General features: G+C 72.2%; 22 protein-coding genes and 1 tRNA gene. 16 read left to right on the top strand and 7 right to left on the bottom strand.

All coding sequences use genetic code 11. From position 1 onward, the window contains the following. Positions 1-49 precede the first annotated feature (49 nt). Positions 50-298 carry a hypothetical protein gene (locus WQO_RS18110; RefSeq protein ID WP_029182553.1) on the top strand — a complete coding sequence of 83 codons (249 nt, stop codon included), beginning with the start codon at positions 50-52 and terminating at the stop codon, positions 296-298. Positions 299-386: 88 nt separating this feature from the next. Further along, positions 387-1,238 carry a GNAT family N-acetyltransferase gene (locus WQO_RS18105; protein WP_010063079.1) on the top strand — a complete coding sequence of 284 codons (852 nt, stop codon included), beginning with the start codon at positions 387-389 and terminating at the stop codon, positions 1,236-1,238. A 25-nt stretch (positions 1,239-1,263) separates the two neighbouring features. Here the strand turns inward: WQO_RS18105 and WQO_RS18100 are convergent, their stop codons facing one another. Together WQO_RS18100 and WQO_RS18095 are read right to left on the bottom strand one after the other, a co-directional pair. After that, on the bottom strand, positions 1,264-2,994 hold the full coding sequence (locus tag WQO_RS18100; protein ID WP_010063078.1) for a SpoIIE family protein phosphatase: 1,731 nt from the start codon (positions 2,992-2,994) through the stop codon (positions 1,264-1,266). Between the two features lie 145 nt (positions 2,995-3,139). After that, a complete protein-coding gene (locus tag WQO_RS18095; protein ID WP_010063077.1) occupies positions 3,140-3,889 on the bottom strand; it encodes an alpha/beta fold hydrolase in 750 nt (249 codons plus the stop codon). A gap of 240 nt (positions 3,890-4,129) precedes the next feature. Here WQO_RS18095 and WQO_RS18090 point away from each other — a divergent pair, with 240 nt between their 5' ends. The 3 genes from WQO_RS18090 to WQO_RS18080 all read left to right on the top strand — a co-directional run bounded on the left by WQO_RS18090 (position 4,130) and on the right by WQO_RS18080 (position 6,799). After that, positions 4,130-4,615 (top strand): peroxiredoxin, encoded by a 486-nt coding sequence (locus WQO_RS18090; protein ID WP_010063076.1) that lies wholly within the window; start codon positions 4,130-4,132, stop codon positions 4,613-4,615. 105 nt (positions 4,616-4,720) lie between these two features. Continuing rightward, complete coding sequence (locus WQO_RS18085) at positions 4,721-5,230, top strand: NfeD family protein (RefSeq protein ID WP_010063075.1); 510 nt, start codon at positions 4,721-4,723, stop codon at positions 5,228-5,230. A gap of 117 nt (positions 5,231-5,347) precedes the next feature. Beyond that, positions 5,348-6,799: a flotillin family protein gene (locus tag WQO_RS18080; RefSeq protein WP_010063074.1), complete on the top strand. Its 1,452-nt coding sequence runs from the start codon at positions 5,348-5,350 to the stop codon at positions 6,797-6,799. A 258-nt stretch (positions 6,800-7,057) separates the two neighbouring features. On the opposite strand, the gene cobM is transcribed toward WQO_RS18080, so the two are convergent. Together cobM and WQO_RS18070 are read right to left on the bottom strand one after the other, a co-directional pair. Next, complete coding sequence (gene cobM, locus WQO_RS18075; RefSeq protein WP_010063073.1) at positions 7,058-7,807, bottom strand: precorrin-4 C(11)-methyltransferase; 750 nt, start codon at positions 7,805-7,807, stop codon at positions 7,058-7,060. Further along, positions 7,804-9,075 (bottom strand): bifunctional cobalt-precorrin-7 (C(5))-methyltransferase/cobalt-precorrin-6B (C(15))-methyltransferase, encoded by a 1,272-nt coding sequence (locus tag WQO_RS18070; RefSeq protein ID WP_010063071.1) that lies wholly within the window; start codon positions 9,073-9,075, stop codon positions 7,804-7,806. The genes cobM and WQO_RS18070 overlap by 4 nt, the downstream gene beginning before the upstream one ends. Before the next feature lie 260 nt (positions 9,076-9,335). Between WQO_RS18070 and WQO_RS18065 the strand changes: the two genes are divergently transcribed. The 6 genes from WQO_RS18065 (at position 9,336) to WQO_RS18040 (ending at position 14,900) form a co-directional block, all read left to right on the top strand. Next, positions 9,336-9,746: a YciI family protein gene (locus tag WQO_RS18065; RefSeq protein ID WP_010063069.1), complete on the top strand. Its 411-nt coding sequence runs from the start codon at positions 9,336-9,338 to the stop codon at positions 9,744-9,746. A gap of 18 nt (positions 9,747-9,764) precedes the next feature. After that, entirely contained in the window at positions 9,765-11,069 is a 1,305-nt protein-coding gene (locus WQO_RS18060) for an RNA polymerase sigma factor (protein ID WP_010063067.1), read from the top strand. 86 nt (positions 11,070-11,155) lie between these two features. Further along, on the top strand, positions 11,156-11,800 hold the full coding sequence (locus WQO_RS18055; protein ID WP_029182552.1) for an HhH-GPD-type base excision DNA repair protein: 645 nt from the start codon (positions 11,156-11,158) through the stop codon (positions 11,798-11,800). Between the two features lie 270 nt (positions 11,801-12,070). Further along, complete coding sequence (locus tag WQO_RS18050) at positions 12,071-13,603, top strand: M28 family metallopeptidase (RefSeq protein WP_010063064.1); 1,533 nt, start codon at positions 12,071-12,073, stop codon at positions 13,601-13,603. Positions 13,604-13,796: 193 nt separating this feature from the next. Next, complete coding sequence (locus WQO_RS18045) at positions 13,797-14,093, top strand: type II toxin-antitoxin system VapB family antitoxin (RefSeq protein ID WP_003967677.1); 297 nt, start codon at positions 13,797-13,799, stop codon at positions 14,091-14,093. Positions 14,094-14,297: 204 nt separating this feature from the next. After that, positions 14,298-14,900, top strand: a complete 603-nt coding sequence (locus WQO_RS18040; protein ID WP_010063063.1) for a LytR C-terminal domain-containing protein — start codon at positions 14,298-14,300, stop codon at positions 14,898-14,900. 151 nt (positions 14,901-15,051) lie between these two features. Here the strand turns inward: WQO_RS18040 and upp are convergent, their stop codons facing one another. Next, on the bottom strand, positions 15,052-15,687 hold the full coding sequence (gene upp / locus WQO_RS18035; protein ID WP_010063062.1) for a uracil phosphoribosyltransferase: 636 nt from the start codon (positions 15,685-15,687) through the stop codon (positions 15,052-15,054). A 102-nt stretch (positions 15,688-15,789) separates the two neighbouring features. On the opposite strand from upp, the gene WQO_RS18030 reads away from it, so the two are divergent. The 5 genes from WQO_RS18030 (at position 15,790) to WQO_RS36010 (ending at position 18,266) form a co-directional block, all read left to right on the top strand. Further along, positions 15,790-16,050, top strand: coding sequence for a hypothetical protein (locus tag WQO_RS18030; RefSeq protein WP_010063061.1), 261 nt, complete (start codon positions 15,790-15,792; stop codon positions 16,048-16,050). Positions 16,051-16,325: 275 nt separating this feature from the next. Then, complete coding sequence (locus WQO_RS18025; RefSeq protein ID WP_010063059.1) at positions 16,326-16,877, top strand: tRNA adenosine deaminase-associated protein; 552 nt, start codon at positions 16,326-16,328, stop codon at positions 16,875-16,877. A 169-nt stretch (positions 16,878-17,046) separates the two neighbouring features. Beyond that, the gene (tadA, locus tag WQO_RS18020) at positions 17,047-17,475 is read left to right on the top strand and encodes a tRNA adenosine(34) deaminase TadA (RefSeq protein WP_010063058.1); all 429 of its coding nucleotides are present in this window, start codon (positions 17,047-17,049) and stop codon (positions 17,473-17,475) included. Positions 17,476-17,565: 90 nt separating this feature from the next. Continuing rightward, positions 17,566-17,653 (top strand) — tRNA-Ser (locus WQO_RS18015). A gap of 364 nt (positions 17,654-18,017) precedes the next feature. Further along, positions 18,018-18,266 carry a hypothetical protein gene (locus WQO_RS36010; protein WP_148660124.1) on the top strand — a complete coding sequence of 83 codons (249 nt, stop codon included), beginning with the start codon at positions 18,018-18,020 and terminating at the stop codon, positions 18,264-18,266. A 33-nt stretch (positions 18,267-18,299) separates the two neighbouring features. On the opposite strand, the gene WQO_RS18010 is transcribed toward WQO_RS36010, so the two are convergent. Then, the gene (locus tag WQO_RS18010) at positions 18,300-19,403 is read right to left on the bottom strand and encodes a methyltransferase domain-containing protein (RefSeq protein ID WP_010063057.1); all 1,104 of its coding nucleotides are present in this window, start codon (positions 19,401-19,403) and stop codon (positions 18,300-18,302) included. Further along, entirely contained in the window at positions 19,400-19,531 is a 132-nt protein-coding gene (locus WQO_RS37145; protein ID WP_257721849.1) for a hypothetical protein, read from the bottom strand. The genes WQO_RS18010 and WQO_RS37145 overlap by 4 nt, the downstream gene beginning before the upstream one ends. Between the last annotated feature and the right edge of the window lie 139 nt (positions 19,532-19,670).

The raw sequence follows: 19,670 nt of genomic DNA, 5'->3' as shown, positions 1-19,670 counted from the left end.
GGAGGGCGCGCCCGCGAACGGACGGCCCCACCGGCTGGAGGTGTCCCCGATGGCGAAGAAACGGTCCGCGTCGCCCGCCAAGGGCCTGCGCGGCAGCAAGGCCGGGCTCGTGCTGAGCCTGGGCAGCAGCGCGCTCGCGGTCATCAGGGCGTCCAAGCAGGTCCGCCGGGCCAAGGGCACGCACGACAAGCTGAACACCGCCGACGCGGTGGCGGGGATGCTGCCGCTGATCACCTCGGCCGCCCTCGTCCTGCGGCAGCTGCGCGGCCGGAAGCGGGAGAACCCGGAAACGGCCTGAGCGGGCCGCTCCCCGCCCCCGCCCGAAAGGCCGGAAATCGCCCCGCTTCCGGCCACTGAGCGGTGCCCGCCCGGGGTACGACTGTGCCGTGCCGAACCCTTTCGAGATCACCGCGGCCCGCGCCGAGGACATCGTGACGTTGGCCTCGTGGGCCCACGAGGAGAGCTGGAACCCGGGCCTGCACGACGGCGGGGTGTTCTTCGCGACCGACCCCGGAGGCTTCCTCTTCGGCCGGCTGGACAGTGAACCGGTCACCTCCGTCTCCGTCGTCCGCTACGGCGACGCGTACGGCTTCCTGGGCTTCTATCTGACCCGCCCCCATCTGCGCGGACAGGGTTACGGGCTGCGGACCTGGCAGGCCGGGACGGCCCGCCTCGCCGGGCGCACCGTCGGCCTCGACGGGGTGCCCGCGCAACAGGACAACTACCGCCGCTCCGGCTTCCGCACCTGCTGGAGCAACGCGCGGTACGAGGGGACGCCCCCGCCGGACATCGCACCGCCGCCGGGAACCACCCTGATCGACGCCCGCAGCGTGCCGTTCGACCTGCTCGCCGCCTACGACCGGCGGTATTTCCCGGCCGCCCGCGACACCTTTCTGGCCGCCTGGATCACCGCCCCCGGCCGCACGGCCCTCGCAGCGGTCGGGGACGACGGGCTCCAGGGCCTCGCGGTGCTGCGGGCCTGCCGCGCGGCGTCCCGGATCGGCCCCTTGTACGCCGACTCGCCCGCCGTGGCTGCGGCCCTGGTCAGCGCGGTCGCGGCCACCGCACCGGACACCCCGGTCGCCGTCGACGTACCCGACATCAATCCGGCGGCCGTGCGGCTGGCCGGGGAGCTGGGCCTGACCCCGTCGTTCGACACGGCGCGCATGTACAGCGGCCCGGAACCGGTGATCGACCGGCCGGGCCTGTACGGCATCACGAGCCTGGAACTGGGCTGACCGGGGGTCAGGCAAACAGCGGCCGTCACTCCGCCGGGGCGGGCCGCACCACCGGCGGGCCCTCACGGATCCGGGAGGCGAGGACGGCGATGTCGTCCTCGGCGTCCTCGCCGAACCGGTCCAGCACCCGGTCCAGCAGGTCCTCCAGGCGCCCGCCCGCCGGCATGGTCAGCGAGGCCAGCCGCTGCACGGACACGTCGATGTCCTCGCCCCGGCGCTCCACCAGACCGTCGGTGTACATGAACAGCACGGTCCCCGGACCGCAGGGCTCGGACGCGGTCCGGTACCCGCCGAACCCGGTGCCGAGCGGCGGCCCCACCGGTACCGGCACGACCCGGGCCCCGGCGGCGCCCGGGTCGATGAAGACCGGGGGCAGATGGCCCGCGCTGGCCACCTCGCACACTCCGGCGAACCGGTCGACGACGGCGAGCAGACAGGTCGCCGCCCGGTCCAGACCCGACCGCTCCACCATGGTGTCGAGCTGCTCCAGGATCCGGTGCGGCGGCAGGTCCTCCTGCGCCAGCAGCCGCAGCAGCGAGCGGTACTGGCTCATCGCGACGGCCGCCTCCACCCCGTGCCCCATCACGTCGCCCATCGCCTTGAGGTGCCGGCCGTCCTGGAGCGGGACGACGTCGAACCAGTCCCCGCCGACCAGGACGCCCTCGTCGGCGGGGAGATAGCGGGTGGCGACCTCGACGTGGGAGTGGGGGCCCCACGGCTCGGAGAGCAGGGAGCGCTGGAGTTCGCGGGCGATGCTGTGCTCGTGGTCGTACCGGCGGGCGTGGTCGAGGGCCACGCCCGCGCGCACGGCGAGCTCGCGGGCGACGGCCACGTCCTGGTCGTCGAAGAGGGGTGAGCCCTCGGCCCGGATGAGAGTGAGCGTGCCGAGCGGCCGGCTGCGGGCGGTCAGCGGAACGACCAGCGCCTGGCGCAGCCCGAGCGCCAGGGAGGCGGTGATCCGGTCGGAGGTGATGGTGCTGCGCCCGCGCTGGTGGTTCTCCCAGTCGTCGACGACCGGCTCGTTCTCCAGCAGACAGCGGGTCACCGCGGAGTCCGCGGTGAAGTCGACGTACTCCCCGGGGTGGCCGAACCGCTGCACCTGCGCGTCGAGTTCGCCGTCGCCCCGCAGCGCGGCCCGCCGCAGCCGTACGACACCGGGCGCCGGGCGGCGTACGGAGTGCCCCACCTCGGCCGGGAACACGTCGACCGCCGCGACGTCGGCGAAGTCGGGCACCACGAAGTCGGCCAGCTCCCGGCAGGTGGTGTCCATGTCGAGCGTGGTGCCGATCTGGACGGCGGCGGTGGAGAGCAGGGCGACATGGCCGCGGGCCTGCTCCAGCTCCTCGCGCTGCCGGGCGATGTCGGTGATCTCGACGACGATCGCCATCAGCCCGCAGCCCTCCCCCTCCGCGTCGAGCCGGTGGTACGTGGCCCGCCAGAGCTGCTGCTCCTCCTCGGTCGGCGCCCAGGTCCGCCCGCTGATCGTCACTTCCCGGGGCTTGCCGTCGGCCAGCACGTCGCGCAGGGCTGCGGCCTGCCCGTGCAGCCCGGGCAGCACCTGGGAGAAGGTCCGTCCGATGTGGGCGCGGGCGGGGAGGCCGTTGAGCCGTTCGAGGGCGGGGTTGACGTAGGTGTAGCGAAGCTCGTGGTCGAGCACCGCGACGGCGGCGGGATTGCCGTCGAACAGGGCCGCGACGATCTTCGGGTCGAAGAACGACGGCATGCCGTCGTCGCACGTGTCGGCCTGCAAGAGCATGCCTCCCGCCGCTCGTCGGCTCCCGAGCCTCCATCGTCGGCCGCGGCCTCCCGTACCGCATCCGCAGGACAGCAGGCGGGTCCCGGGCCGGGCGAGGGGCTCCTGGGCCGGGCGTCGCGAGGCAGGCGGCAGTTCGGAAGGCCCCCTAGGCGCGCGTCCGGGCCCGGAACCGCCCGGGATCCGGGCCCGGATCGAGGCCGAGGTCGAGATCCAGATCGAGGGTGCCCTCGGTGGCCTCGGCGGTGGGCGGCAGGGCGAGGGCCTCGCCGACCGGACCCGGCAGGCTGCCGGAACCCAGCAGTCCGGTGACCAGCCCGGTGGTGAGCCGGTGCCAGGCGGAGGCCCGCCGGATCATGGCGTGGTCGCCGCCCCGGACGGTGACCATGCACGTACGGGCGCCGGCGCGACGGGCCCGGGCGGTGAGGGACTGGGTGGCCTGGGGGCTGGTCATCCGGTCCCGGTTGCTGTGGACGAGGACGATGTCACGGCCGGCGAGCTGAGTGACCGGATCCCCCGGCGGACACCAGGGGGCGAGCCCGACGACGCCCCGCACGAGGGGGTGCCCGGCGGCGCGGAGGGCGGCACGCGCGCCCATGGAGTGGCCCAGGAGCACCACCGGCAGCTCGTCGCCCGCCTCCTCCCGCAGCGCGTCGAGGGCGGCCACGGTGTCGTGGAAGGGGTTCGCGCGGTCGCCGTTCCAGCCCCGGTGGCCGTACCGCACCTGCGTCACGAGCACGTTCCCACCGGTGGCGCGGGCGGCCCGGTCGACGGCCCGGACGAAGGGGCGCATGCGGGTGCCGGGCAGATTGAGGAGACCCGGCGGCGGGGGCTCCGTACCGGTCTCGCGCCCTCCGTGCAGGACGAGAACCGCTGCCGACGGCGGTCGTTGGGCCACGCGTACCTCCAGGTCCGGGTGCGGGGCGCGGCGCCCCCTCTCCCCTTATTCGGCGCCGAGGCCGCCCCGGATGGGCGAAACGGCTGGACGGATCCCGACGGCTCTCCAGGGGCCCCGACGTGACCGACGGGATCCCCCGGATCAACGACTCGCCGGACCCGGAAAGTGCCGCCCCCGGTACGGTCACGACCACGGAGCATCCGTGTACCAGACACAGCCAGACACAGAAGGAGCCTTCCCATGGCATCAGGCCCCCAACTCAACACCGAGGCACCCGACTTCACCCTCCCGGGCGGAGTCCTGTCGGGCGAGACCTTCGAGCGCTCCGACTACCACCTCTCCGCGGCCCGTGGCCGATCCGTGGTCCTGGCGTTCTACCCGGGGGACAACACCTCGGTCTGCACGAAGCAGCTGTGCTCGTACTCCTCGGGCATGGAGGCCTTCGAGGGCCTCGACGCCGACGTCTGGGGAATCAGTCCACAGGGTGTGGACAGCCATGAGTCGTTCGCCCGCGCCTTCGGCCTGCGCATGCCGCTGCTGGCCGACGAGGGCCGGGAGATCGCCAAGGCGTACGGAGTCTCCGCGCCGGGCATCGGGGTGCGGCGGGCGGTCTTCCTCATCGGTCCGGACGGGGTCCTGCGCTGGAAGCACGTGGCGTTGCTCGGGGCGACCTTCCAGTCACTCGACACCCTCACGAACCATCTGTCCGGCATTAAAGACGCGTAAAGATTGCCGGATCCCGGCAGTGACCGGAGCTGGTCGTGTATGGGATCATCCAGCCAGATCGACGAAAAACACTCGGGGGAAGTCGACAGGCAGGGGAGTGATCGCGTGACCTTCTTTCTCGGTCTCGGCATTGCGGGAATCGTCCTGCTGGCCCTCTCCCTGATCTTCGACGGGGTCCTCGAAGGGCTCTTCGACGGCGTGGTGGACGGCATCTTCGACGGGCTGCTCTCGCTTCCGGTGATCGCCGGATTCCTCTCGATGCTGGGCTTCGGCGGCGCGATCGTGCTCGGCGCGACCGGCGCGGGGACGCTCGTGGCCACGGTCGTCGGCGTCGCCGCCGGCCTGGTCGCGGGCTGGCTGACCTGGAAGCTCAGCAGGGCCCTGATGCGCGACCAGACGCACGCCACGCCGCGCGACTCCGACCTGGTCGGCACCTCGGGTTCCGTGGTGACGGCCATCCCGGCCGAGGGCTACGGCGAGGTGCTGCTGCGCCTGGGCGGCCAGCCGGTGAAGTACGCGGCCACATCGGCCACGCCCGTCGCGCGCGGGACCGAGATCTGGGTGGAAGAGGCACTGTCGACCACGTCGGTCGCGGTACGCCCGGTGGAGCGCTGACCACGCACCACCGGCTCCACCACCTGACCGCCTCACCCCGACCAACTCCATCTCCACAGCAAGGCCCGCTCCACAACGATCTGCCGTCCCCCCAGGGAGGCAGGGGGGACAAACCTCATGAGTCCAGTAGTCATCGCCGTCATCGGCATCGTCGTACTCCTCGTCCTGCTCGGCCTCGTCGTCATCACGCGCTACAAGGTGGCCGGGCCCAGCGAGGCGTTCATCATCACCGGCCGCCGCGGCAAGAAGTCGACGGACCCGGTCACCGGACGCACCAGCATCGACAACAGCGGCCAGAAGGTCGTCGTGGGCGGCGGCGTCTTCGTCGTGCCGTTCGTCCAGCAGAAGTTCACCCTGGACCTCTCCAGCCGGCACATCCCGATCTCCGTGCGCGGCGCGGTGACGCTGCGCGGCGTCAAGTCGAACCTCGAAGGCGTCGCGATCGTCAAGGTCGGCGGCAGCGAGGACGCGATCCGCGCCGCGGCCCAGCGCTTCCTGCAGCAGCAGGACGGCATCGTCGGCTTCACCCAGGAAGTGCTCTCCGGCGCGCTGCGCGCGATCGTCGGCCGCATGTCGGTCGAGGACATCATCCGGGACCGGGCCGCGTTCGCCGGCCAGGTCGCGGAGGAGGCCGAGGCCAGCCTCTCCGGCCAGGGCCTGATCCTGGACGCCTTCCAGATCCAGGACATCACCACCGAGGGCTCCTACCTGGAGGACCTCGGCCGCCCGGAGGCCGCCCGCGCCAAGCAGGAGGCGGACATCGCCGAGGCCATCGCGAAGCGGGCCTCGGAGCAGGCCCGGCTGAAGGCGGCCGAGGAGATCGCCATCGCCGAGCGGACGTACTACCTGAAGCAGGCCGAGATCAAGGCCGAGACGGAAGCCGCGGCCGCCAAGGCCAACGCCGCGGGCCCGCTCGCCGAGGCGGCCCGCCAGCAGGAGGTCCTCACCGAGCAGGAGAAGGTCGCCGAGCGCCAGGCGGCCCTGACCGACCGCGAGCTGGACACGAAGGTCCGTAAGCCCGCCGACGCCGCCCGCTACCAGGCCGAGCAGGAGGCGGAGGCCCGCCGCATCGCCCTGGTCAAGGAGGCCGAGGCCGACGCGCAGCGCTCGCGCCTGACCGGTGAGGGCGAGAAGCTGCACCGTTCGGCGCTGGCCGACGCGGTCCGCATCGAGGGCGAGGCGGAGGCCGCGTCCATCGCCGCCAAGGGTGCGGCCGAGGCCGAGGCCATGCGGAAGAAGGCCGACGCGTTCGCCCAGTACGGCGACGCGGCCGTCCTCCAGATGCTCGTCGAGGTCCTCCCGAGCGTCGTGGCGAAGGCTTCGGAGCCGCTGAGCGCCATCGACAAGATGACGGTCATCTCCACGGACGGCGCGAGCCAGCTGGCCCGCACGGTCACCGACAACGTCTCGCAGGGCATGGAACTGCTCAGCTCGACGACGGGCGTGGACCTCGCGTCCCTCCTGGAGAACCTGAAGAACCGCACGACGACGGTCCCGGCCCCGAGCACGACCCCGGACGCGTCCGGTTCCGCTTCCGCGGCGAACGGGGAGATCGAGATCAAGGGCTGACGCGCAGCACGACGAGCGCACCCGTGCCCGGGAGCCACACGGTGGCCCCCGGGCACACCCATGTCCGCCACCCCCGCCGAACCGCCCGCGCTACGCCTCGGCGGCACCCCGAGCCTCCTGCAGCGCAAGAAGCTCCCCCAGGCCGTTGGCCGTTGGCGACCAGCAAGCGCCGCACCAACGACAGCGCCTCGTCGCGGCTCATCCTGCCGTTCGAGCCCGCGCTCGCGTCGCCTCGCAAGCCGCCCTCCCCTGAACTCCTCAGCACACGTGCCGGTCCCGCCCCGGGGAGTACAGGTGGCTGTCCCGGAACTGCTCCGCGCCCAGCGTGCGGCCCACCATGATGACCGCCGTCCGGATCACCCCCGCCGCCTTCACCTGTTCCGCGATCGAGTCCAGGGTGCCGCGCAGGATGATCTCGTCCGGGCGGGACGCCATCGCCACCACCGCCGTGGGGCAGTCCGCCCCGTAGTGCGGGAGCAGTTCGTCGACCACGCGGTCCACGTACCTCGCCGCCAGGTGCAGCACGATCAGCGCGCCGCTGCGGCCCAGCGTGGCCAGGTCCTCGCCCTCCGGCATCGCCGTGGCGCGCTGGGCGATGCGGGTGAGGATCACCGTCTGGCCGACCGTCGGGACCGTCAGCTCGCGCTTCAGGGCGGCGGCGGCAGCAGCGAAGGCAGGGACGCCGGGGACGACTTCGTACGGCACGCCCGCCTCGTCCAGGCGCTTCATCTGCTCGTTCACCGCGCTGAACACCGACGGGTCCCCCGAATGCAGCCGCGCCACGTCGTGGCCCTCCGCGTGGGCACGGACCAGCTCCTCCGTGATCTGGTCGATGTCCAGGTTCGCCGTGTCGATCAGGCGGGCGCCCTCCCGGCACTCGGCCAGCAGTTCCACGGGGACCAGGCTGCCCGCGTACAGGCAGACCGGGCTGGCGGCGAGGATCCGGGCGCCGCGCACCGTGATCAGGTCGGCGGCGCCGGGGCCCGCACCGATGAAGTACACGGTCATCGTCTGTCTCCCATGTGCGAACTTACGTCTGAGGATGAGGGTTTGGTCACCGACCACTGCGTCACCGGCATCGCCTGCCGCCACCCCGTGAACCCGCCGACCGGGACGGCGTGCGCGACCGACAGCCGCACCAGCTCGCCGCCGTACGCCTTGTGCCGTTCGGCCAGCAGCGCCTCCGACTCCAGCGTCACCGTGTTCGCGACCAGCCGGCCCCCCGGCCGCAGCGCCTCCCAGCACGCGTCCAGCAGGCCCGGCGCGGTCAGCCCGCCGCCGATGAACACCGCGTCCGGAGCGTCGAGTTCGGCCAGGGCCGAGGGCGCCGGGCCCGTGACGACCCGCAGGCCGGGGACGCCCAGGCGTTCCGCGTTACGGGTGATCCGCTCGGCCCGCACCGGGTCCCGCTCCACGCTCACCGCCCGGCAGGACCGGTGGGCCCGCAGCCACTCGATCGCGATCGAGCCCGATCCGCCGCCCACGTCCCAGAGCAGCTCCCCCGGCGCGGGCGCCAGCGTGCCCAGCGTGGCGGCCCGGATGTGCCGCTTGGTGAGCTGGCCGTCGTGCTCGTACGCCTCGTCCGGCAGACCGGGCACCGTACCGAGCCGCAGCGCATCCGCCGCCCCCCGGCACTCGATCGCGACGACGTTCAGCCGGTCCCCGGGCTCGTGCGTCCAGGCCTCCGCGATGCCCTCGACATGCCCCTCGTCCTCGCCGCCCAGCTGCTCCAGCACCCGCACCCTGCTCGGACCGAACCCCCGGTCCGTCAGCAGCGCCGCGACCGTCGCCGGAGTGCTCGCGTCCGCGCTCAGGACGAGCAGCCGCCGCCCCTCGTACAAAGAGGCGGCCAGGCGCGCCGCCGGGCGGCCCACCAGCGTCACGACCTCCGTGTCCTCCAGCGGCCAGCCGAGGCGCGCGCAGGCGTACGAAACGGAGGACGGGTGGGGGAACACACGCAGCCCTTCCGGCCCCAGCTCCTCCGCGAGCGCCCGCCCGATCCCGTAGAACATCGGGTCCCCGCTCGCCAGCACCGCGATCCGCCGCTCCCCGTGCTCGGCGAGCAGCCTCGGAACGGCAGGCCGCAGCGGGGACGGCCAGGCCACCCGCACCCCGGCGCACTCCGGCGGCAGCAGATCCAGCTGGCGCGCCCCGCCGATCAGCACCTCCGCCCCGCGCAGCGCCTCCCGTGCCGTGCCGGACAGCCCGGACCAGCCGTCCGCGCCGATCCCCACGACGGCGACGGGGTACGGACGCGGGGCGGGGGATGCGGGCACGGGCCGGGACCTCGTCGTTCGGGTTTCAGGAAGGCGGAAAGCGGGCGCGACAAGCGGAAACGAAGCGCAGCCGAACTTTACTGAACGCCCCGTTCCGCCCGCCCCGCCGGGGGAACGCCACCCCACCGGGGAACGCCACCCCGCCGGGTGAATCCGAAAAACTTCGCGCGTGGTGTCGAGAAGCCCCCATCGGCCCCGACGTCCCCTGTGCAAGAGGAAGAAACCGCGCCACGAACGAAGCCACCATGGAGGCGACAGTCATGAAGTATCTGGTGATGGTCCAGGGCAGCCAGGCGGACTACGACGCGCAGAGCGGCAAGGGAAGCGCCGGCAGCCCGGTCTGGGACGAGAAGGCCGTGCAGGCGATGTACGCCCACATGGGCAGCATCAACGACGACCTCTCCGAGTCCGGTGAGCTGGTCACCGGCTACGGGCTGCGCGAGCCCGCGTCGGGCCGGGCCGTCGGCGTCGACGCCGAGGGCCGCCCGGTCGTCTCGGACGGGCCGTACAGCGAGACCAAGGAACTGCTCGCCGGGTTCTGGATCCTCGACTGCGAGAGCCTGGAAAGGGTGACCGAGATCGCCGCCCGCGTGGCACGCTGTCCGCAGCCGGCCGGGGCGCCCGAGTACCCGGTGCTCATCCGGCCCGTCGACGGCGGGCTCGACGACTGACCGAGCCGAAAGGTCCAGGTGGGCCGAGCGACCGACGACATCGAGGACCTGCTGCGCCGCCACGCGCCGCAGGTCCTCGGCGCACTCGTACGCCGGTACGGTCACTTCGACCCGGCCGAGGACTCCGTCCAGGAGGCCCTGATCGCGGCCGCCGAGCAGTGGCCCGGGGACGGGATCCCCGACAACCCGCGCGGCTGGCTCATCCGGGTCGCGTCCCGCCGCCTCACCGACCGGCTGCGCAGCGACGAGGCCCGCCGCCGGCGCGAGGAGACGGCGGCGGCCCTCACCCCGGCGGACGCGTTCGTCGCCCCGCCGCCCGGGGAAGGGCCCGCCGGGACAGGGCCCTCCGGGCTGGGCCGGGCCCCCTCCGAGGACGACACGCTCACCCTGCTCTTCCTCTGCTGCCACCCCGCGCTCTCCCCCGCCGCCCAGATCGCGCTGACCCTCCGCGCGGTCGGCGGCCTCACCACGGCGGAGATCGCCCGCGCCCATCTGGTGCCGGAGGCGACGATGGCGCAGCGGATCAGCCGGGCCAAGCGGGCGGTGCGCGGGACGCAGTTCCGCCAGCCGGACGCCCGGGACCGCGACCAGCGGCTCGCCGCCGTGCTCCAGGTCCTCTACCTGATCTTCAACGAGGGCTACTCCGCCACCGCGGGCCCCGACCTCCACCGCACGGACCTGGCCCGCGAGGCGATCCGGCTGACCCGCGCCGTCCGCCGGCTCCTCCCCCAGGAGGGGCGGGTCACCGGGCTGCTGGCGCTGATGGTCCTCACCGAGGCGCGCACCCCGGCGCGCACCGGCCCGGGCGGTGAGCTGATCCCCCTCGACGAACAGGACCGGGCCCTCTGGGACCGTACGGCCGTCGCCGAAGGCACCGCCCTGGCCGAGGAGGCGCTGGCCCAGGGACCGGCCGGCGACTACCAGCTCCAGGCCGCGATCTCCGCCCTGCACGACGAGGCGGAGCGCGCCGAGGACACCGACTGGCCGCAGATCCTCGCCCTGTACGACCTCCTCGTGCGGCGCTCCCCCGACCCCGCCGCCGCGCTGGGCCGGGCGGTCGCCGTGGCCATGGTGCACGGGCCGCGGGCGGGGCTGGCGGAGGTCGACGCGCTGGCGGAGACGGCGGGGACGGCCGGTACGTCGGGTACGGCCGGGCAGCGGAACCACCGCCTCGACGCCGTACGCGCCCATCTCCTGGAACGGGCCGGGGACATGGCCGCCGCCCGTACCGCATACCGCGCTGCCGCCGACGCCACCCTCAGCGAGCCCGAGGCCCGCTACCTGCGCAGGCGCGCGGACCGGCTGGACCGGCCGGACGCATAGGGGGTTACTCCCTTCGGCCGACAGGGAAGAGGCCATCGGCGCAGTCCCGGTCGCCGCCGCCCGCCGCGCTCGCGATGATCGGCGGCATGACCACGAGCGACAGCGGCAAGGACGTCACCCTGCACATCGCCCAGAACCCGGAGGCGGACGAGCTCCTGGGCCGCAGCCCGCTGGCCGCCCTGGTCGGCATGCTGCTGGACCAACAGGTGCCGATGGAGTGGGCGTTCACGGGCCCCTACACCCTCGCGGAACGGATGGGCTCCGACGACCTGGACGCGGGGCGGATCGCCGCCTACGACCCGGACGCCTTCACCGAGCTGTTCACCGCCAAACCGGCCCTGCACCGCTACCCCGGCTCGATGGCGAAGCGGGTGCAGCAGCTGTGCCAGTACCTGGTCGCGGAGTACGGCGGCGACGCGAGCGCGGTGTGGCGGGACGCCGCGACCGGCGCCGACCTGCTGGAACGCCTCAAGGCCCTGCCCGGCTTCGGCGCGCAGAAGGCCCAGATCTTCCTGGCGCTGCTCGGCAAGCAGTTGGGCGTACGTCCACCGGGGTGGCGGGAGGCGGCGGGACCGTACGGCGAGGCCGGATCGCACCGGTCGGTCGCCGACATCACGGGCCCGGAGTCGCTGGTCGAGGTGCGGGCGTACAAACAGGAGGCCAAGGCGGCAGCCAAAGAGGCGAAGGCGGCCAAGACGGCGAAGAAGCCCGGGACGTCGCGGAAGAAGTAGGGCGTCACAGAGAAGAAGCGGACACGGAAGCAGACGCCCCCGGGGCGCGAAAGTGACATGGCCATGCACGGGAACCGGCCGACACCCCCACCCCACCGATCAGAATCAGCCACACCGGTTCCCAGGCGTCACCTCACTCGCTAGCTTTCGCAGCACATTCGTTCAGCCGTTCAGCCGTTTCCGTCACCGAGCCGTTCGAGGCACCAGCGGCTCGGGGCACCAGCCGTTCAGACCGGAAGGACTCCTGTGCACGCAACACGTCGCAGAGCCATGGCTGTCGTGGCCGCCACCGCCCTGGCCACACCGCTCCTCCTGGCCGCGTCCCCGCATCCCGGACGCCCCGCCTCGCACGACCCCGGTAAGGAAGCGGCCAAGCTGTCGCGGGAGTTGGTGAGGAACGCGTCCGCACGCGACGCCTACAAGCACCTCCAGCAGTTCCAGGCGATAGCCGACTCCACCGAGGGCCACCGCGCCGCCGGCTCGCTGGGTCACGACGCCTCGGCCGCGTACGTCTACCGGCAGTTGCAGCGCGCCGGGTACAAGGTCTCGTACGAGAGCTTCCGCTTCACCTACACGGAGACGCTGGCCGAAAAGCTCGCCGTGGTGTCGCCGACGCCCCGCGACGTGACGATCAAGGCCATGACGTACACGCCGTCGACGAAGGAAGGCGGCCTGACGGCACAGCTCGTCGCCGTACCCGTCGACGACACGACCGGCTGCGAGGCCACCGACTACGCCGCCGCGGACTTCACCGGCACGATCGCGCTGATCAAGCGCGGCGGCTGCTCCTTCGCCGAGAAGCAGGCGGCCGCGGCCACGGCGGGTGCGGCCGGAGCGGCCATCTACAACAACGTGGAGGGCGCGCTGTCCGGCACGCTCGGCGAGGTCGCCGCCGGGAAGATCCCGACCGGCGGGCTCACCCAGGAGGAGGGCGAGAAGCTCGTCGCCGACCTCGCGGCCGGCGAGGTCACGGTCTCCTTCGAGATCCGCGAGCTCCAGGAGGACCGCCCCACCCGCAACGTCATCGCCGAGACGCCCAGCGGCAGCGCGGCGAAGACCGTGATGCTCGGCGCCCACCTCGACTCGGTCACCGAGGGCCCCGGCATCAACGACAACGGCTCCGGCTCCGCCGGTCTGCTCGACGTCGCCCTGAAGCTGGCCAAGTCGAAGAGCAAGCCGGCCAACAAGGTGCGGTTCGCCTGGTGGTCGGCCGAGGAGAACGGCCTGATCGGGTCGGAGAAGTACGTCGCGGCGCTCACCGAGAAGCAGCGCGAGCAGATCAAGCTCTACCTGAACTTCGACATGATCGCCTCGCCGAACGGCGTCCAGTTCGTCTTCGACGGCGACAACTCCGACGAGGTCGGCGAGGGCCCGGGCCCGGAGGGCTCGGCCCAACTGGAGCGGGACATCAACGAGTTCCTCGACGGCAAGGGCAAGCCGCACGCGGGCACGGACTTCACCGGACGCTCGGACTACGGCCCGTTCATCGAGGTCGGCATCCCCTCCGGTGGTACGGACACCGGGGCGGAGGGCATCAAGACGGCGGCCCAGGCCGAGGTGTTCGGCGGCGAGGCGGGGATCGCGTACGACCCCTGCTACCACGCGGCCTGCGACGACCTGGACAACATCGACATGGGTCACTTCGACACCAACATCGACGTGATCGCCAACGCCGTCGGGACGTACGCGCACGACCTGCGCTCGCTGACCCGTCCGGTCGACCCCGACACCGGCACCGGAACGCCCGGCAGCGGCGGCAGCGGCGGCGGCCTGCGCGAGGGCCACGGCCGCGTGACGGAGTAACGACGGCCTTACGGGCTCCGGCACCCTGCACCCGGTATCCGGTATCCGGCATCCGGACCGGAGCCCGTAAGCACCGCAGGAAGGTCCCCTGCCCCGGTATCCCGCCCTATCCAGCGCTATACGCCCTTTGCACCGGCACAGCGTCGAGCTTCCGTGGCTGCGCCCGGTGGCTCTTGACCGGTAGGCTTTCCGTGTGATCTTCAAGCGCATCGGAAATGGGAAGCCGTACCCCGACCACGGCCGGGAATCCACCCGCCAGTGGGCGGATGTCGCGCCGCGTCCGGTCCGCCTGGACCAGCTCGTGACCACCAAGGGCCAGCTGGACCTGGAGACCCTCCTCGCCGAGGACTCCACGTTCTACGGGGACCTGTTCGCGCACGTCGTGAAGTGGCAGGGCGACCTCTACCTGGAGGACGGCCTGCACCGGGCGGTCCGCGCCGCGCTGCAGCAGCGCCAGGTCCTGCACGCGCGCGTCCTCGACCTGGGCTGACACCGCCCCAGCACCGGCGGCCCTCCGCTGCGGCACCCCACACACCCCACTGGGGTTTACGCATCTCGAGGCGTCCCCCCGAGTCCCTGATTCGGGCTTTCGGGTGCTTTCCCGCTCATCCGGGTGCCATACGTTGATCATTTAGTACGCATCATCACCGGGTCGCACTACGCTGCCTCCATGAGCATGCTCACTCCCCCCGGCATGGGCGGAAAGTACCGCATCACGGGCGACACCTACCCCCGTATGCGCCGCCCCCGGCACCGCCGCAGGCTGGTCCTCGCGGGCATCGGAGCCGTCGTCGTCCTCGGTCTCGTCGGCTGGGGCAGTCTGCAGCTCATCGACGTGTTCACCGGCGGCGACAAGACCGCGAACGCGGCCGACCACAAGCGGGACTGCCCCACCGCGAAGCCCTCGGTGGCCCCCGCCAGGGCGCTGCCGAAGCCGGCCGCGATCAAGGTGAACGTCTACAACGCGACGACGCGCACCGGGCTGGCCAAGGCCGCCGCCGAGGAGCTCAAGAAGCGCGGCTTCGCCATCGGCGACGTGGGCAATGCGCCGAAGGAGTACGACAAGAAGGTGCCGGGTACGGGCGTGCTGCTCGGGGCCCCGGCCGCGAAGAACGGCAGCTTCACGGTGCTCGGCACCCAGCTGGCGGGCACCGTGCAGAAGACGGACACCCGGAAGACGGGCGAGGTCGATCTGATCCTCGGGGCGAAGTTCAAGGCGTTCAGCACGCCGAAGGAGGCCACGGCGGCGATGACGGCCCTGACGAAGCCGGCCCCGGCCCCGTCCCCCTCCTGCTGAAGCCTGCTGCCGGGGCGCACCCCGGCGCACGCAGAAACGCCCCGTCACGGAAGCGCCCCGCTCCGGCACGTACGCACGAGCACGAGACCGTGCGTGACGTACGCACCGGAACGGGGCGCGAAGTCGTGAGGGAAGGGTCCGGGACCGGGCCCTACTCGGCCGTCCCGTACATCCGGTCGCCGGCGTCGCCGAGGCCCGGCACGATGTAGCCGTGCTCGTTGAGCCGCTCGTCTACGGAGGCGGTGACGACGGTGACCGGGGTCCCGGCCAACTCGCGCTCCATGACCTCGACGCCCTCGGGCGCCGCGAGGAGGACGACGGCGGTGACATCGTCGGCGCCGCGCTTGATCAGCTCCTGGATGGCCGCGACGAGGGTGCCGCCGGTGGCCAGCATCGGGTCGAGGACGTAGACCTGGCGGCCGGAGAGGTCCTCGGGCATCCGGGTCGCGTACGTCTCCGCCTGGAGCGTCTCCTCGTTGCGGATCATGCCGAGGAAGCCCACTTCGGCGGTCGGCAGCAGCCGGACCATGCCGTCCAGCATGCCGAGACCGGCGCGCAGGATGGGCACGACGAGGGGCCGGGGGTGCGAGAGCTTGACGCCCGTCGTGGGCGTCACCGGGGTCTCGATGTCGACCTGCTCGGTACGCACATCCCTGGTGGCCTCGTAGGCGAGGAGGGTGACCAGCTCGTCGGCGAGCCGCCGGAAGGTCGGGGAGTCGGTGCGCTTGTCGCGCAGCGTGGTGAGTTTGTGCGCCACCAGCGGGTGGTCGACGACGTGGATCCGCATGCGTCAACAGTAACCGCGCCGCCCGGCACTCTGCGCTGGCATCAACCACCTGTTCGGGGGGAAGCTGGGGGCATACGGACCCAGCACTGGGGTGGTGTATCGATGGCTGACGGGGATCTGCGGGACAACCCGGCCGCGCGCGGACCGCGCGAGAGGCGCGACGCCGAGGGCGCGGCGGTCGTGACGAGCGCGACGGGCGATGCCGAGGACGCGCAGGAGAGTGAAGCGGCCCGCCGCCGCCGACGCGCCCAGTTCCTCCGTGAGCTCCATGAGGCCAAGCAGTTGCGGGACCGGGTGCAGCCGCGCCGGGCCCGCGCCGCCCGAATGCGGCAACAGATGCGGATGCGCACGTTCCGCTGGTGAACCGGCGAATGGCTGCGGGCCGATCACCTGACGAATCCCCTGGTGAACCCCCCGGCGAGCCCTCCCCGTACCACCGGCGCACTCCCCCACCGATCGGCGCGTCAGGGTGAGGGCCGACCAGGCACTCCTGGAACTGATGGCCGACGCAACGGTCGAAGAGGTCTCGCACAGCGCTTGTTTCTGCCACGATGCCGATTGGGCGGGGCTCAGGACGGACGGATCACCGTTCGCCCTCCCGTCGGACCGATTCGCCTATGACCAGTGGGAGAGTCACGGTGTACTTCGCCGCACTGCTCGCGCGCACCGAAGACGGGTGGGAAGCGAGCGATACAGAGCTCGACGATGTGGAGACCCTGTCCGATCTGACGGACCTGGCCCGGGAGGCCTCGGTGGACGAGGACACGGTCCTGGTCTACATCGAGCAGGAGGACGCCTGGTTCGGCGTCGTCCGGGTGGACGGTGAGGAGGACCCCCGAATCTACGTCTCGGACGCGTCCGCCGCCGCCCGCTCCTCCTACGGGGAGATCCTGCTCACCGACGAAATGCTCGGCCGCGAACCAGGGGCCGAGGACGAGATCGCCGCCCTGGAGGAGCTCGTCGACCTCGACGGCACGGAGGACGGCGAACCGGAACGGACCGCCCCCGCGGCCGACACGGACGACGACGCCCCCGACCCGGACGCCGTTCCGGCGGGCCCGATCGGCGAACTCGGGGTCCTGGCGGACCTCGGGATGTCCGAGAAGGAGCTGCTGACCCTGCAGACCGACGCGCTCGCGGAGATCGCGGAGGCCGTGGGAGCGGCGGAGGTCCTGGAGTCGGTCCGCTGAGGGGGGTGCACGGGCCGCTGCCGGGCCCCGCACCCCCGCCCACCTCTCCCACCCCGTCCGCTAGGGTCCGCGAGTGACCGCACGACCGCCGGACCCCTCACCCGAGCCCGCCCCGGATCCCGTACGCGTACCGGAGCCCGATCCCGTACGCGATCCCTGGCAGGCCCCGATGCGCCGCGCGCTGGCCGAGGCCGCGCGGGCGGCGTCGGCCGGTGATGTGCCGGTCGGCGCCGTCGTGCTCGGCCCCGACGGCACCGAGCTGGCGACCGGCCACAACGAACGCGAGGCCACCGGCGACCCGACGGCGCACGCCGAGATCCTGGCCCTGCGCCGGGCGGCCGAGGCGGTGGGCGAATGGCGCCTGACCGACTGCACTCTGGTGGTCACCCTGGAGCCCTGCACGATGTGCGCGGGCGCCCTGGTCCAGTCGCGCGTCGCCCGCGTCGTCTACGGCGCCCGCGACGAGAAGGCCGGCGCGGCGGGCTCCCTCTGGGACGTCATCCGCGACCGCCGCCTGAACCACCGCCCGGAGGTCATCGCGGGCGTCCTGGAGCCGGAGTGCGCGGAGCAGCTGACGGCGTTCTTCCGCACCCTCTGACCAGGTGAGACCCGGCCGCCTGGCGACGTCGGGCTCCTGCCCCGAGAACCGATTTCTGTCCACGGCCCGAGATGGTCTAAGCTCTCTCTCGGTAGCGTGTCCGAGCGGCCGAAGGAGCTCGCCTCGAAAGCGAGTGTGGCGTAACCCGTCACCGTGGGTTCAAATCCCACCGCTACCGCTTGAGAACGAAGGGCCCGGCTCGATGAGCCGGGTCCTTCGTCGTTGCTGTAGGAGCTGGGCGGCTGGACCCGGCCGAAGTCACCGGGGTCGGATCGGTACGCGGGTGGGGGGTCTCGTGGGTGTTGGTGGGCGCAGACCGGGGAGGGTGCGCATCGGGCGCGACAGCCTGTTCGTCGCTGCGGGGTTCGTGCTGGTGTGGGCCGTCGCCGACGTGACCGGCTTCCTGCAGTGGCTGGGCGTGGGGTGAGCCCGAGCCCCGGTGCTCAGGCGGCGTGAGCGCTGAGTCGGCCGGCGAGCCGGTCTTCCCTTCGGTACGCCTCGATGTCCGACGACATCTGCAGAGCTGGGGGTAGGTGCCTCACATGACGGAACCTCAGCAGAGCGGCAGAAAACCAGCTTCGCCGTGGCGTCGGCGTGGATGGCGGCGTTGGCTCGCCCTACTGGTCTTCTCAAGCGTCGTCATCGGGCTGTGCACCGTGTTCTGGCATGTGGTGCTGGAGCGGTCCTGGGAGGATTCGTTCACCGCGGCACTCATCGTGGTCGTCACCGCGATCGCAGGGCAGTGGATATCGGCGTTGATCGTACGTCGAACTGGTCCGACCGACGGTTGAAGCCAGCCGTGGACGTTGCGGCCGACCATTGGGTTACGTCCTGCCAGGCCGGATGATCTCCCTCGGGTCCCGGAGCCATACCTGCTGGCCACGGTCGGTGACGGTCAGCCCGAACTGGTCGGCTTCGGGTCGGCCCTCCGTTTCGTACTCCCACCAGGTCTGCTCGATCTCCTCCCAGAGGAACCCGGGACCGTACTGCCACACCTCCTCGCCGGTGGCGGCCGTCGCGGCGCTCCCGTTCTCTCGGGTGACCCAGACCTGGACGCCTGCGTCGGTGCCCTTATGGATGAGCCGTACGCCGGGGAGCCGGGCCCCGGCGTACAGGGCGAACCCGAGGTCGAGGAGGAGGGCGGGGTCCAGGCCGGCCGCCCGGGCCCGCCCCTTCCCCCGGACCTCGTGGAGGTCGGGGACGCGGTGGGATCGCATCGGCATGTACGTGGCCCCGCACCAGAACGGCCCCACCGCAGTGCCGTCGGCCTGAACTCGAAGCTGAACCAAGGCCCCGGACCAGAACTCCCGGGCCAGCGGGGCCACAACCACCCCGCCGGGACGGACCTGTCGCAGCAACGCGTAGGGGACGTAGCGCAACGCGCAGGTGCCGATCAGCCGGTCCACCGGCCCCAGTCCGGTCCACGGCTGTTCGCCGTCCCCGACCCGCAGATGCGGCCGATACCCGGCCTGGGCAAGGGCCTCGGCGGCCTGCCGGGCCACAACCGGGTCCAGCTCCGCACTGTGGACCAGATCGTCACCGAGCCGTTCACAGAGCAGCGCGGCAACGTATCCAGTGCCGGTGCCGATCTCCAGCACCCGCTGCCCGTCCTCGACAGCGAGCAGCCCCAGCATCCGGGCCACCATCGACGGCATCGAGTTCGACGACGTGGCGATACCCGGTCCGCCCTCGGCCCCGTCATCGAGCTGCGTCACCACCGGCTCGTCACTGTTCACCAGCGCCAGCCAGTCGTCCGTCCCCACGACCGGCTCGCACCGGTCGGGGAGCTGCCGCCAGACAGCGGCCGGGACGAACCGGCTGCGCGGCACAGCCTCGAACACCTGCCGCCAACGACCGGTCAGCAACCCGCGATCAGCGAGATCCCGCACCAGATCCGGGTACGTCGGTGCCTGCGATACGCCGCTCACGACTGCTGCACGACCTGGGGGCGGCTGCCGTCCGGAGAAGGCTTCGGCTCCTGCGGCGGAGTCCACGGCTTGTCCGACGGCTGCCCGCCATGCTTGCCGGCCTCAACCGGAACCTGGATGCTGGTCATCGTCCATCTCCTCTGTTCGATGCATTCGATACAACTGACTGGCTCACGGTGCGGTTAAGCCGGTAAATCCCGTACGGCGGGAACAGATCGACCCTGCGCGGACAACCACCCTCAGCACACGCCCGACACAGCAGGTCCC

Source organism: Streptomyces globisporus C-1027 (genome assembly GCF_000261345.2).
Taxonomy (GTDB): domain Bacteria; phylum Actinomycetota; class Actinomycetes; order Streptomycetales; family Streptomycetaceae; genus Streptomyces; species Streptomyces pakalii.
Note: the sequence above shows the minus strand (reverse complement) of the source record. Positions and strands in the feature narration are given on the sequence as shown.